This window comes from Corallococcus llansteffanensis (genome assembly GCF_003612055.1).
In the GTDB taxonomy this organism is placed as follows: Bacteria; Myxococcota; Myxococcia; order Myxococcales; family Myxococcaceae; genus Corallococcus; species Corallococcus llansteffanensis.
Genome location: NZ_RAWB01000045.1, coordinates 16,141 through 27,956, shown reverse-complemented (window position 1 = coordinate 27,956; position 11,816 = coordinate 16,141). Strand labels below are relative to the sequence as shown.

Here is an 11,816-nt window from a genome sequence, read left to right as displayed (position 1 = left end):
GCCCCACCCGTGAGCCCCACCAGGCAGAGCCCCAGTCCAATGCCTCGCCTCATCACCGCCCCCTTCCGCTGTTTTGTTCCATGCGCGTCCTTCAAGGTGCCCTCCCGGGAAGGGACGGACAACGAACGGACGGGCGGTGCCCCGAAGGCCTACGTCACCCCGGAGGGGTGGGCGTGCGCGGCCCCGACACGGGCTTTCGCCCGCCTCCCTGCTCCAGCGCTGCGAAGTGCGCCCCGGGACTTCCACCTTGAGCCCAGGAGGTGCACGCCATGAACGACGTTGAATCCCATGTTGCCCTCGAACGGGAACTCCCGGGCGAGCCCCCGCCGTCCGACCTGAACGCACGCGCCCGCCGCGTCCTCAAGCACCTGGACGCGGTGCTGCCGGACCTGGACGCGCTCTACCGGGACCTGCACGAACACCCGGAGCTGTCCGGGCAGGAAGCGCACACCGCCGCCGAGCTGGCGCGGAGGCTGAAGGCCGAAGGCTACGAGGTGACCCGGGGCATCGGAGGCCACGGCGTGGTGGGCCTGCTGCACAACGGCGACGGTCCCACCGTGCTGCTGCGCGGGGACATGGACGCGCTGCCCATCGAGGAGAAGACGGGGCTTCCGTACGCGAGCCACGTGACGACGCCGGACGGCGAGCCGGTGATGCATGCGTGCGGTCACGACATCCACACCGTGTGCCTGGCGGGCACGGCGGCGCTCCTGGCGCGCTCGCGCGACGCGTGGCGTGGCACCGTGATGGTGGTGGGGCAGCCGGCGGAGGAGACCCTCCAGGGCGCGCGAGCCATGCTGGAGGACGGGCTCTATGCGCGCTTCGGCACGCCAGATGTCGTGCTGGGCCAGCACACGGCGCCGCTGCCCGTGGGCGCGTTCATGCACCGCGAGGGCGTGACGATGATGGGCTCGGATCACCTCCGCGTCCGCCTCTTCGGAAGGGGCGCGCATGGGGCGCTGCCCCACCTGTCGGTGGACCCCGTGGTGATGGGGGCCAGCGTGGTGCTGCGCCTGCAGACCATCGTGTCGCGCGAACTGGCGCCGCTGGAGGCAGCGGTGGTGACAGTGGGCATCTTCCAGGCGGGCACGCGCGCCAACGTGATTCCGGACGAGGCGCTGCTGGAGCTGACGGTGCGCACCGAGGACGACGCGGTGCGCGCGCGCGTGCTCGCCGCCATCGAGCGCATCGTGAAGGCGGAGGCCGAGGCCTCGGGCGCGCCCCGGCCCCCGCGGGTGGAGGTGCTGGAGAGCACGCCGGTGAACCGCAACGACCCGGCGCTGCTGCGGCGCATCCGGGACGCGCACGCGGGCTGGTTCGGAAGCGGAGCGCTGGTGCCGGGCATGCTCGTCACCGCGAGCGAGGACTTCCCCCGCTTCGCCCAGGGGCCGGAGCATGCGGTACGAACGGCATACTGGTTCATGGGCATCACGCCGCTGAAGGCCTGGAACGAGGCTCCGGGCACCACTCCGGAAGAGAAGCTCTCGCACGTGCCCGGGCCGCATTCATCCACCTACGCGCCGGACCGCGAGGGCTCGCTGCGCAAGGGCTGTGAGTCGTTCACCGTGGCGGCGCTGGCCTGCCTGCACGCGGGAACTGCCTCCCGCGACTCCTGAAGCCACGGCGCGGGCCCCGGCCTGGAACGGGGCCGCTGGCCCGGCCGGCTCCTGTCGCTTGCTCCCGCCGCAAGTGCGTCCACCTTGAGAGGCAGAAGACACTCTTGGAGGAACCCCCGATGAAACTTCCGCTCATGGCCTCGCTGACCGCCCTCCTGCTCGGAGGCTGTGCCCACCAGGGCGCCTCAAGCACGGCGGACAACCCGAGCGGCACGGGCGGTTCGGGCACCCAGTCGCAGGACCCGGAAGCCGGGGCGGGGACCCGCGATCCATTCTCCAGCGATGAGTTCTCCTGGGACGTGGAGGAGTCCCCACGCACGCAGGCGATGCTGCGCGCCCACGACATGAACCCCTACGGCGACGCGGGTGCCCGGGCGGCCGCCGAGGCCGAGGACACCGGCACCGGGGGCTCCGGCTCCGCGAGCCCGGGCGACTACGAGTGCGTGGACGTCAACACGCTGGGAACCGGCGGCTCGGGCAGCATCGACCTGCGCGCGGTGGACGACCTGGCGCCGTCGCCCGCCCCTTCGCAGAACCCGGGGGCGCGGTTGGACATCACCCCGGACGCGTGGAAGCGCAACAAGGGCATCGGGACGAGTCCGGTGGCGCCCACCACGGGCACGCCCCCGGTGGAGGGCAGTGGCGGCGCGAGCGGCCGGTAGCGAAGGCGCTCAGCCCTGCTGCTTCACCAGCCGGGTGAGCTCGCGGTCCAGCGTGGCGGCGAACTGCTGACGGTCCTGCGGCGAGAAGCTGCTGGGACCGCCGGTGGTGACGCCGCTGTCGCGCAGGTCCTGCATGAAGTTCCGCACCGACAGCCGCTCGTCGATGTTCTCCGGCGTGAAGAGCTCCCCGCGCGGATCCATCACCACGACGCCCTTGGGCACGAGCAGCGCGGCCAGCGGGATGTCCTGCGTGACGGCCAGGTCCCCGGCCTTCGCGGAGGTGGCGATATGCCGGTCCGCCACGTCCAGCCCCGCGCCCACCTGCACCGTGGAGACCCACGCTAGGCGCGGCAGCGACAAAGCCTTGTTCGCCACGAAGACGATGGGGACCTTCAGGCGCTGGACGGCGCGCAGCAGGATGTCCCGCACGGGACCAGGGCAGGCATCGGCGTCGACCCAGATTTGCATGGCGCGCATCCTCGCTGATTTCCCCGGCCCCCGCCTTGTGACGGTGCGGCCGCGCCACCCGGCGGGGAACGCAGGGGGCATTCCCCGCCCGCTCGTGAGGCAGCCCTGCGGGGACAGGCGGAAGTCGGCAGCAAACCCTGTCCCCGGAGACGATGCATGTGGCGGAGCTCAGCCCTATGATGCCCCGCGTGAACCCACAGACCCTGGACGCAGAGCTCGACGATCCCCGGCTCGCGCGCGACGGCTTCGACGCGGCCAGCTTCCGCGCGCTGCTCGCCCGCTACAAGCGCGGTGAACTGGTGGACTCCAAGCCCCTCGCGGGAGCCCTGGAGCCCCTGCGGCAGGGGGACGTGCAGCCACTCCCGCGCGAGGGCACGCCCGACTACGAGGTCTGCCGGGCGCGGGGCGAGCAGGCGTTCCGCCTGGGGCAGGTGGCCGCCCTGGTGGTGGCCGGTGGCGCCGGGACGCGCTTCGGGGGCGTGGTGAAGGGGCTCGTGCCCGTGGTGGGGCAGGAGACCTTCCTGGACCTCAAGCTCGCGGAGGCGCGCCGGCTGGGAGCGCGCCTGGGGCGCCCGGTGCCCGTGGCGGTGATGACGTCCTTCCTCACGCACGAGGACATCGCCGCGCACCTGGAGTCGCGGGGGACGGGCAAGGACGTGTTCCTCTTCCGCCAGCGGATGCTGCCCCGGCTCACGCCGGACGGCGCCCTGTTCCGGGAGACGGACGGCCAGCTGTCCTTCGCGCCCTCCGGCCACGGGGACGTCTTCCGCGCGCTGCGCGAGGGCGGGGTCGGGGACACGCTGCGCCAGCGCGGCGTGCGCTGCGTGTACTTCTCCAACGTGGACAACCTGGCGGCGACGCTCGACCCGGTCGTCATCGGGATGCACCTGCAACGCGGCTGCGCCATGACGGTGGAGGTGACGCCGAGGGCCAGCCCCAGCGGAGCGCTGGATTCGGGCGCGGCGCCGGTGCGCCTGGACGGCCAGCTCCAGCTCGTGGAGAAGGTGGACCCGACGCAGCACGCCTTCATCTCCACCAACAACATCACCTTCGAGCTGGAGGCGATGATTGGCGCGGAGGTCCCGATTCCCTACCGGGTGGTCTCCAAGAAGGTGGACGGCGCGGCGGTGCTCCAGTTCGAGCAGGTGACGGCGGAGGCCAGCAGCCTCACCCGCCCGGACGGAAAGCCGCTGCTGCCGGTGGCCTTCCTCGAGGTGGGCCGCACGGACCCCGCGACGAGCCGCTTCGAGCCGGTGAAGGCGCCCGACGACCTGCCCCGGGTGGCGCAGCGGCTCCGGCCGCGCCTGGACGCCCTGCGCTAGGCAGCCCGCGCGACGACACCGCTCCCGGTCCCGGGGCGGATTCGCTAGAAGGGGCTCCGTGCAGACCCCGCCCCTTCCGCCCCGCCGCGACTTCGCGGCCTCCCCGCGAGCACTCTGGCTGCTGTGCCTGGGCCTGTTTGGCGTCTACACCGCGAGCAAGGTGCAGATGCAGATGGACTCGCTGTGGTCCATCCCGTCCGCGGCCAGCATCCTCCATGAAGGCAACACGGACCTGGATGAGTTCCGGCCCACGTTCTCTCCCGCGACGGACTACGCGCACAGTGAGTTCGGTGGCCGCACGTACTACGTGTACCCGCCCGGGGTGATGGTCTCGGCGCTCCCGTTCGTGGCCGCCGCCGAAGCGTGCTTCTCCCTCGTGCGGCCGCTGTTGCCCCACCTGGGGCCGCTTGGTGGTCGCGCGCTGTCCTGGCTGGAGATGTTCCAGAGCACCGGCAGGATTGACCTGGGCTCCTACCACCGCACCGAACAGCTCATCGCGTCGTTCTACGTCTGCGCCGCCGCCGGTGTGCTCTTCATCGCGTTGCGAAGGCGGGTGTCTCCTCGCGCGGCGCTCGCCACCGTCCTGCTCTTCGGGCTGGGCACCACGGTGTACTCCACCGCGAGTCGGGTGCTCTGGCAGCACGCACCCAGCCTGCTCGCCGTCTGCTGCATCGTCCTGCTGCTGGCCCGGCCCACGCAGACCACCCGCACCGCGTTCCTCCTGGGCCTCACGGTCGCGCTCGGCTACGTCTGCCGCCCGACCAACTCCCTCAGCATCATCGTCGTCACCGCGTACCTCGCGCTGCGCTCCTGGCGTCTGCTCCCGGTCTACTTCGGGGGCGCGGTGCTCGTGGCGATACCCTTCTGTGCGTACAACCTGGCCATCTACGGCGCGCTGCTGTCGCCCTACTACCAGACCGCGTTGCACCTCGTTCCCGACCGGTTCTTCATGGCCCTGGCCGCCCACCTCGTCAGCCCCTCGCGAGGCCTCTTCGTCTTCTCGCCGTTCCTCGTGCTCAGCGCCGTGGGCTTCGTCCAGCAGTGGCGCCGCCGCGGCCTGGAGCCCTACGAGGTCGCCTTCGCCGTCATCCCGCTCCTGCACTGGGTGGCCATCTCCGCCTTCCCCATGTGGTGGGCGGGGCACTCCGTGGGCCCGCGCTTCTTCACCGACGTGCTGCCCTACCTCGTCTACTTCCTCGCGTTCCCCGTGCAGACGGCGGTGGAGGCCCCCCGGCAGCACCGCCTCCTCGTGGGCGTGCTCACCGTGACCGCGGTGTGCAGCGTGTTGCTCCACTGGCGCGCTTCCTCCACCTTCGCCGTCCATGACTGGAACTCCGTTCCGGTGAACGTCGACCTCGCCCCCGAGCGCGTCTGGGATTGGAAGGATGCGCAGTTCACGCGCGCGCTCCCCTCCCGGTTCCTGTCGCCTCGCCCGTAAGGAAGCCCATGCGTCCGGTCCTGCTTTCCCTGCTGCTGTTGCCCGCGCTCTCCACCGCTGCTGCCCCGAAGGCGGAGGACCCCTTCGTCTTCCAGGGCGTGGAGCGCATCGTCGCCGTCGCGGACGTCCACGGCGACGTGGACGCCTTCAAGGAGGTGCTCCGGCTCGCGGGCCTCATCGACGCGAAGGACCACTGGATTGGCGGCAAGGCGCACCTCGTGCAGACCGGTGACGTGCCGGACCGGGGCGACCACACCCGCGACGCCTTCGAGTTGCTCATGCGCCTGGAGACCGAGGCCCGCAAGGCCGGCGGTCGCGTGCACGCGCTGCTGGGCAACCACGAGCTGATGAACATGCGTGGCGACCTGCGCTACGTCACGCCCGGAGAGCTCGCCTCCTTCGCCGACCAGGCTCCCACCCCCGACGCTCCGGGCGAGTCCCGGGGGCACCAGGGCCACACCGCCGCCTATGCCCCGGAGGGCCGCTATGGCCGGTGGCTGCGCACGCACCCCGCCGTCATCCGCGTCAACGACACCCTCTTCCTGCACGGCGGCCTCTCCCCCAGCGTCCCGGGCACGACGCTGGAGGCCGTGAACCGCTGGGTGTGGCAGGACGTGACGCCGGGCCAGCCGCCGGGCGGCGCCGTGGATCCGAACGGCCCGGTGTGGTTCCGCGGCTACGCCCTCGACGAGGAGGCGAAATGGGACGCGGGCCTCACCCAGGTGCTGGAGCGCTTCGGCGCCCGTCGCATGGTGATGGGCCACACCCCGTCCAAGGATGGCCGCCTCTCCGTCCGCTTCGGAGGCCGCGTCATCGTCATCGACACCGGCCTCAGCACCCACTACGGCCGCCACCTGGCCGCGCTGGAGCTTCGCGGCGACCGCCTCACCGCGCTCTACCCGGAAGGCCGCGTGCCGCTCGTCACCGGCGTGAAGGCCGCTCCCGCCCCGACTCCCGCGGCGAAGACGGGCACGAAGTAGCCGGGCCCTCACGGGTCGGCGTCCGCTTCACATCCGGACCACCCGCTCCCGCGCCGTGCGGCGGGGCGCGGCCGTCGCCGGTTCCGGGCGCAGGTAGCCCAGCGCGAGCGCGGCGACCTCCTCCACGAAGGACTCGTCCTCCAGGTAGTCCGGCCGGTCCGTCACCGCCGTGTGGCAGAGCGCCTCCACGGCGTTCACGAGGACGAAGACCGCCATGTCCAGGTTCCGGGGGCGCAGCTCCTCGAAGCGAGGCGCGAGGAAGGCGCGCACCAGCCGGAACAGGCGCTGCGAGTAGATGTCCGACAGGCCCCACTGCCGCATGCGGGGCATCAGCTCATGCAGCACCTGGTGCAGCCGGGGGTTCTCCCGCTTCACCATGATGACCTGCCGGATGAGGGCGCGCATGGCCACGGGAAGCGGCTGGCTGGCGAGCGGCACCAGCCCGGCCTCGAAGTCCGCCAGCCCCCGCGCGCGGTGCTGCTCCATCAGCGCCGTCACCAGCCCCTCCTTGCTGGGGAAGTACTGGTAGAGCGACCCGACGCTCACGCCCGCCTCCTGCGCGATGCGGTTGGTGCTCGCGGCCTCATACCCGTCCTTGAGCAGAACGCGAGCAGTCGCGGTGAGGATGGCGTCGCAGGTGGCCTGCGCCCGCTCCTGACGAGGGGCCCTTCGACGGGACGGCGGCGGACGGCGGGGCATGGAGCCTCCTGGACGGAATGTGAGCACCAACGCGAGTTGAGAACGTGAGCGCTTACTCACATTCTATCCCCATGCAAACGACTTCTTCATCCTCCCCTGTCCGCATTGCCTCCACCCCCCTCCCGGCCGTGGGCGGGGCCTTCCCCTATGCCGGTCACCGCGCGCTCGTGACGGGGGCGTCGTCCGGGCTGGGCGAGGTGTTCGCGCGCGAGCTGGCGGCGCGCGGGATGGACCTCATCCTCGTGGCGCGCTCGGAGGATCGGCTGCGCGCGCTGGCGACGGAGCTGGCGGCAGCGCACGGCATCCAGGCGGAGGTCATCGCGCTGGACCTGGGGCGCGAGGGCGCCGCGCGGGAGCTGCACGCGCGCTGCCAGGAGAAGGGGCTGCGGGTGGACCTGCTCGTCAACAACGCGGGCTTCGGCACGCACGGAGCCTTCGAGGCGGCGCCGTTCGCGCGGCAGCACGAGCAGGTGATGCTCAACGTCACGGCGCTGGCGGACGCAAGCCACCTGTTCCTGCCGGACATGCTCGCGCGGGGCGTGGGCGGCATCCTCAACGTGGCCTCCCTCGCGGGCTTCCAGCCGGTGCCGTACATGGCCATCTACGGGGCCACCAAGGCGTTCGTGCTGTCCTTCTCGGAGGCGCTGTCGGAGGAGAACCGTGGGAAGGGCGTGCGCGTGCTGGCGCTGTGCCCGGGGCCCGTGAAGACGGCCTTCTTCGACGTGGTGGGCACGAAGCAGGCCGCCGTGGGTCCGATGGCGACGGCGGAGGAGGTCGTGCTCGTCGGCCTCAAGGCCCTGGACCAGGGCCGGTCCTCGGTGGTGCCGGGGGTGCGCAACTGGCTGCAGGCCAACCTGACGCGCTTCACGCCGCGCTCGCTGAGCCTGCGCATCGCGGGAGGGATGATGAAGCCGCCGGCGGACGCAGGCGCGGCAGTGGCCTCCGCGCGCGTCACGCCGTAGCGGGCTTCAGGGCGCCGGACGCCGGGGCACCGGCGGCGTGGGCGAGTGCAGCGCGGCGGCGATCTGCTCGTCGGTGAGCTGGAGGAAGACCGCGCCGCGCGGGGCCCACTCGCCGGTGAAGACGAAGTTGGGCCGCGTCGTGGGCGGCGGCTGCGGCACCTTGCCGCCTTGCGAGGTGAAGGGCGGCGGGCGGAGGAAGCCCTCCAGCTCGGAGGGGGTGATGCCGCAGTGGGCGACCACGGCCGGGTCGATCCACTGCTCGACGTCGATGGCGCCCTCGGCCGTCGCGAACTCCAGGACGAGGCCTTCCGGGGCCTGGACGTACATCGACTTGCACATGTTGTGGTCGACGGGGCCCGCGACCCAGTAGCCGTGCGAGCGCAGCCGGTCGCGCATCGTCAGCAGGTCCGCTTCCGTGGGGACGCTCAGCGCCAGGTGCTGCATCGCGCCCGGGGCCACCGAACCCGCGCTGAAGCCCGGGTGCGAGACGCCAATCACCGGCTCGATGGTCGCCATGTCCGGCGCCTGCACGAAGCTCAGGGAGCAGGTGTCCCCCAGCCGCAGGAACGCGTGCACGGTGTTCTCCACGCCGTGCATCCAGTACAGCGCTTCCAGCTCCATGCCGACGACCTGGGTGAAGAACGCGAGCTGCGCCTTCATGTCCCGCGTCGCGAGCGCCAGATGATGCACGCCAGTGGGAAGACCCATCGAACACCTCCACGGTGGGAAAGGGGGCCATCCCGAAGCGGGAGGCGCACCGTCTTTCTAGCCGGTCAGGGCCCGGGCGCGAAGGTCTGGCGCAGCACCTGGGGCGACAGGGAGCGGTAGATGTTGTCGTGGCGCAGGTCGGGCCGGGGCTCGTACCGCCACTTCAGTCCGGCGGGGGCGCTCGCGCGGAGGATCTCCGCGAGGCGCGCGCTCTGAGGCGCGATTCCCTCCTCGTTCGCGGAGGCGACATACAGCGTGGCGCGCAGGTCCGGCCGGGCCTGGAGGCGTTCACCCGCCTTGCGGACCAGCTCGTCGCCGTTCCACCAGAGGCTGGGGCTCAGGGCGATGAACGTGTTGAACAGCTCCGGCTGGAGGAAGAAGGTCTCCATGATGAACAGGCCCGCGAGCGATTCGCCGATGATGGCCGTCTCGTCCGTGACGCGGTAGCGGCGCCGCACCTCGGGCATGAGCTCGTCGCGAAGGAAGGCGCGGAACGCGGCCGAGCCGCCGACGCGCGGGGCAATCTTCCGGTCCTCGTCGACCTCGGTGGGCCCGGTCATGTCGCGCCGCCGCTCGGTGTTCTCGATGCCCACCAGGATGAACGGCCGCACTTCTCCGGCGCGGATCGCGGTGTCGAGGGTGGCGGCGACGTGCGGGAAGTCCTCCTGCTCGCCACCGTCGGGCATGTAGAGCACGGGGTAGCGGGCGTCCTGCGCCGTGTCGTAGCCCGGGGGCGTGTAGACGTTGATCCGCCGGGTCTCCTTCAACGCCGGGGACTCCAGCGTGAACGACGGGTGCGCCGCCTGCGCTCCCTCGGTCGTGGCAGCCGTTGCAGCCGGGGCGGTCGTGGCGTGACAGCCCAGACCCAGGGACGCGGTGAACAGGAACAGGGGGAGCCACTTCATCATCGGTCGCATGTCCCTGCTCCTTAGCCTCACCGCGGGCGCTTCGCGACGAAGAGCGTGTGGCGGGGGCCCTTGGTGCCGTGCGCGGCGGGGTGGAGCGTCTGCACGTCGAAGCCCACCTCCTCCAGGCGCTTCACGAACGCGGGCGCGGTGCCGGCGCTCCACACCACCAGGGTGCCCTTGGGGCGCAGGGCGCCGTAGGCGACGGAGACGCCGGTGAAGTCGTAGAGGCTCTCGTTGTCGGGGTGGGTCAGCGCGGCGGGGCCGTTGTCCACGTCGAGCAGGATGGCGTCGAACGCGCCGCTCTGCTTGCGCATGATCCGCCCGACGTCGCCCTCCACCACGGTGACGCGCGGGTCCTCCAGCGGTGACTTCGCCAGGGGCGCCAGCACCCCCCGGTTCCACGCCACCACCACGGGCAGGAGCTCCGCCACGACGACGCGGGCGTTGGGCACGCGGTCGAGCACCGCGCGCACCGTGAAGCCGAAGCCCAGGCCGCCCACCAGCACCCGGGCCTTCGGCGTGCCCGCGACGTGCGCGCAGCCCGCGTCCGCCATGGCCACCTCGGAGCCGTGCTGACGGCTGGACATCAGCGTCTGGCCGCGCACGCGCAGCACGTATTCGCCATCGCGCCGGGCGAGGGTCACCTCTCCCACCTCCGGCACCTGCTCTCGCTCGACGGTTTCCCAGGGCTTCATGTCGGCGCTCTTCGCGCGGACAGGGGCCCAAGGTCAAGCGCTCCGCCCCCGTGTCTTGACACCCCGGGACGTGCCTGCGAAATCCCGGAGGGGCTTTGGGACCCGGACACCGCATGGAACGCAATGGACGTCAGGCCTGGCCCCCGGAGCTGTCCGAGCCGCTCCGCGAGGTGGACCGCCTGCGACGCGGGGGCCGCTACACGTCGGCGCTCGCGCTGGCGAGGAAGCTGGCGGAAGAACACCCGGAGCAGGTGCGGGTGCTCGTGGAGGTGGGCCTGACGCTGGGCGTGTGGGGCGGCCAGCCGGAGGAGGCGCTGCCCTGGTTCGACCGCGTGCTGGAGCTGGCGCCAGGGCACGTGGCCACGCGCTACTACCGCTCGCTCGCGCTGGCGCGGCTGGGACGGCACGCGGAGGCGGTGGTGGGCTTCACGCAGGTGGAGGCCGCGGGGTTCCGCAAGGCGCTCGTGGTGCACATGAAGCGCGCGGAGTCGCTCGTCGCCCTCGGCCGGCTGACGGAGGCCGAAGCCGACTGGACGGCCGCGCTGGCGGAAGACCCCGGCAACTCGTGGCTCCTCCAGCAGCGTGCCCGGACGCGCACGACCGCGGGACGGACGGAGGCGGCGGAGCAGGACCTCACGACCGCGCTCGCGGCCCAGGTGGGCGAAGCCGTGGACCCCGAGCTGCTGTACGAGCGCGGCACGCTGCGACTGGGGCGCGGGGACGTGGCGGGAGCGCGCGGGGACTTCGAAGCGGGGCTCGCGTCCTTTCGCGTGGGGGATCCGCCCTCGCTGCTGGACGCGCTCCGCCAGGGGCTCCGGGACGCGCGCTAGCCTTCGCGAGGGATGGGCTGGAACTCGACGGTCTTGCCCTTGGGGTGCGCGAAGTAGAGGTGGATGCGCAGGTGGGGGTACGCCACCTGGAGCTCCTTCGCGCCGAAGTGCAGGTCCTTCAACTGCTGCTCGGCGGAGATCTCCGGTCCCAGCGCCCCATGTCGGGCCTGGTAGTAGCCGCAGCCCGCGTGCGCCAGCAGCAGCACGTCCTCGATGTGGTGGCCTTCGATGAGGAATCGCGCGGCGCGCGTGATGCCTTCGCTCTCCAGGTAGTCGGACGCCCAGCGGTTGAGGAGCGCGGGTCCGCCCGGGAGGGTGAGGGTGTCGATGCGCGAATGGCCCAGGTGGTGGGCCAGGTCCTCCACGGCTTCGGTGAAGCGCCCGTCCGAGCAGTACACGGCGAGGGCCTTCGGGTGGACGGACTCGAAGGGGACGCGGGAGACGTAGGGAGCGGGGACGGACATGCCCCCCAGGTTAATGGCTCCCCGCCTCCGCGAAAGCAGCTTCGAGCCGTCCGGCCTCTTTCCG

Annotated in this window: 13 protein-coding genes; 7 read left to right on the top strand and 6 right to left on the bottom strand. The window is 71.9% G+C overall.

Translation table 11 applies throughout. From position 1 onward, the window contains the following. Window positions 1–269 precede the first annotated feature (269 nt). Window positions 270–1,616 (top strand): amidohydrolase, encoded by a 1,347-nt coding sequence (locus D7V93_RS06870; RefSeq protein ID WP_120642606.1) that lies wholly within the window; start codon window positions 270–272, stop codon window positions 1,614–1,616. A 119-nt stretch (window positions 1,617–1,735) separates the two neighbouring features. Further along, window positions 1,736–2,278 (top strand): hypothetical protein, encoded by a 543-nt coding sequence (locus tag D7V93_RS06865; protein WP_147451062.1) that lies wholly within the window; start codon window positions 1,736–1,738, stop codon window positions 2,276–2,278. A gap of 9 nt (window positions 2,279–2,287) precedes the next feature. Here the strand turns inward: D7V93_RS06865 and D7V93_RS06860 are convergent, their stop codons facing one another. Continuing rightward, window positions 2,288–2,746: a YaiI/YqxD family protein gene (locus D7V93_RS06860; RefSeq protein ID WP_120609714.1), complete on the bottom strand. Its 459-nt coding sequence runs from the start codon at window positions 2,744–2,746 to the stop codon at window positions 2,288–2,290. Window positions 2,747–2,934: 188 nt separating this feature from the next. On the opposite strand from D7V93_RS06860, the gene D7V93_RS06855 reads away from it, so the two are divergent. Genes D7V93_RS06855 through D7V93_RS06845 form a run of 3 tightly spaced genes read left to right on the top strand, consistent with a single transcriptional unit; the run spans window position 2,935 to window position 6,486 of the window. Further along, window positions 2,935–4,068, top strand: coding sequence for a UTP--glucose-1-phosphate uridylyltransferase (locus D7V93_RS06855; RefSeq protein WP_120642609.1), 1,134 nt, complete (start codon window positions 2,935–2,937; stop codon window positions 4,066–4,068). Between the two features lie 58 nt (window positions 4,069–4,126). Further along, window positions 4,127–5,506 (top strand): hypothetical protein, encoded by a 1,380-nt coding sequence (locus D7V93_RS06850; RefSeq protein WP_120642604.1) that lies wholly within the window; start codon window positions 4,127–4,129, stop codon window positions 5,504–5,506. 8 nt (window positions 5,507–5,514) lie between these two features. Beyond that, a complete protein-coding gene (locus tag D7V93_RS06845; RefSeq protein ID WP_120642603.1) occupies window positions 5,515–6,486 on the top strand; it encodes a metallophosphoesterase in 972 nt (323 codons plus the stop codon). A gap of 27 nt (window positions 6,487–6,513) precedes the next feature. On the opposite strand, the gene D7V93_RS06840 is transcribed toward D7V93_RS06845, so the two are convergent. Next, complete coding sequence (locus tag D7V93_RS06840) at window positions 6,514–7,185, bottom strand: TetR/AcrR family transcriptional regulator (protein ID WP_120642602.1); 672 nt, start codon at window positions 7,183–7,185, stop codon at window positions 6,514–6,516. A 71-nt stretch (window positions 7,186–7,256) separates the two neighbouring features. Here D7V93_RS06840 and D7V93_RS06835 point away from each other — a divergent pair, with 71 nt between their 5' ends. Further along, window positions 7,257–8,147, top strand: coding sequence for an SDR family NAD(P)-dependent oxidoreductase (locus D7V93_RS06835; RefSeq protein ID WP_120642601.1), 891 nt, complete (start codon window positions 7,257–7,259; stop codon window positions 8,145–8,147). A 6-nt stretch (window positions 8,148–8,153) separates the two neighbouring features. Here D7V93_RS06835 and D7V93_RS06830 read toward each other — a convergent pair whose 3' ends face one another. From D7V93_RS06830 to D7V93_RS06820, 3 genes are all read right to left on the bottom strand, one after another. Next, window positions 8,154–8,855 carry a VOC family protein gene (locus tag D7V93_RS06830; RefSeq protein ID WP_120642600.1) on the bottom strand — a complete coding sequence of 234 codons (702 nt, stop codon included), beginning with the start codon at window positions 8,853–8,855 and terminating at the stop codon, window positions 8,154–8,156. 65 nt (window positions 8,856–8,920) lie between these two features. Next, window positions 8,921–9,763 (bottom strand): alpha/beta hydrolase, encoded by an 843-nt coding sequence (locus D7V93_RS06825; protein WP_372338295.1) that lies wholly within the window; start codon window positions 9,761–9,763, stop codon window positions 8,921–8,923. 26 nt (window positions 9,764–9,789) lie between these two features. After that, entirely contained in the window at window positions 9,790–10,458 is a 669-nt protein-coding gene (locus D7V93_RS06820; protein WP_120642599.1) for a spermidine synthase family protein, read from the bottom strand. A 113-nt stretch (window positions 10,459–10,571) separates the two neighbouring features. Here D7V93_RS06820 and D7V93_RS06815 point away from each other — a divergent pair, with 113 nt between their 5' ends. Continuing rightward, window positions 10,572–11,288, top strand: coding sequence for a tetratricopeptide repeat protein (locus D7V93_RS06815; protein ID WP_120642598.1), 717 nt, complete (start codon window positions 10,572–10,574; stop codon window positions 11,286–11,288). Here the strand turns inward: D7V93_RS06815 and D7V93_RS06810 are convergent. Further along, the gene (locus tag D7V93_RS06810; protein WP_120642597.1) at window positions 11,285–11,752 is read right to left on the bottom strand and encodes a carbonic anhydrase; all 468 of its coding nucleotides are present in this window, start codon (window positions 11,750–11,752) and stop codon (window positions 11,285–11,287) included. The genes D7V93_RS06815 and D7V93_RS06810 overlap by 4 nt on opposite strands. Window positions 11,753–11,816 lie beyond the last annotated feature (64 nt).

Excerpts from the sequence above, each read along its gene's own strand:
- D7V93_RS06870 (WP_120642606.1), top strand. The coding sequence starts at position 270 with ATGAACGACGTTGAATCCCATGTTGCCCTCGAACGGGAACTCCCGGGC.
- D7V93_RS06865 (WP_147451062.1), top strand. The coding sequence starts at position 1,736 with ATGAAACTTCCGCTCATGGCCTCGCTGACCGCCCTCCTGCTCGGAGGC.
- D7V93_RS06860 (WP_120609714.1), bottom strand. The coding sequence starts at position 2,746 with ATGCAAATCTGGGTCGACGCCGATGCCTGCCCTGGTCCCGTGCGGGAC.
- D7V93_RS06845 (WP_120642603.1), top strand. The coding sequence starts at position 5,515 with ATGCGTCCGGTCCTGCTTTCCCTGCTGCTGTTGCCCGCGCTCTCCACC.
- D7V93_RS06840 (WP_120642602.1), bottom strand. The coding sequence starts at position 7,185 with ATGCCCCGCCGTCCGCCGCCGTCCCGTCGAAGGGCCCCTCGTCAGGAG.
- D7V93_RS06835 (WP_120642601.1), top strand. The coding sequence starts at position 7,257 with ATGCAAACGACTTCTTCATCCTCCCCTGTCCGCATTGCCTCCACCCCC.
- D7V93_RS06830 (WP_120642600.1), bottom strand. The coding sequence starts at position 8,855 with ATGGGTCTTCCCACTGGCGTGCATCATCTGGCGCTCGCGACGCGGGAC.
- D7V93_RS06825 (WP_372338295.1), bottom strand. The coding sequence starts at position 9,763 with ATGATGAAGTGGCTCCCCCTGTTCCTGTTCACCGCGTCCCTGGGTCTG.
- D7V93_RS06820 (WP_120642599.1), bottom strand. The coding sequence starts at position 10,458 with ATGAAGCCCTGGGAAACCGTCGAGCGAGAGCAGGTGCCGGAGGTGGGA.
- D7V93_RS06815 (WP_120642598.1), top strand. The coding sequence starts at position 10,572 with ATGGAACGCAATGGACGTCAGGCCTGGCCCCCGGAGCTGTCCGAGCCG.
- D7V93_RS06810 (WP_120642597.1), bottom strand. The coding sequence starts at position 11,752 with ATGTCCGTCCCCGCTCCCTACGTCTCCCGCGTCCCCTTCGAGTCCGTC.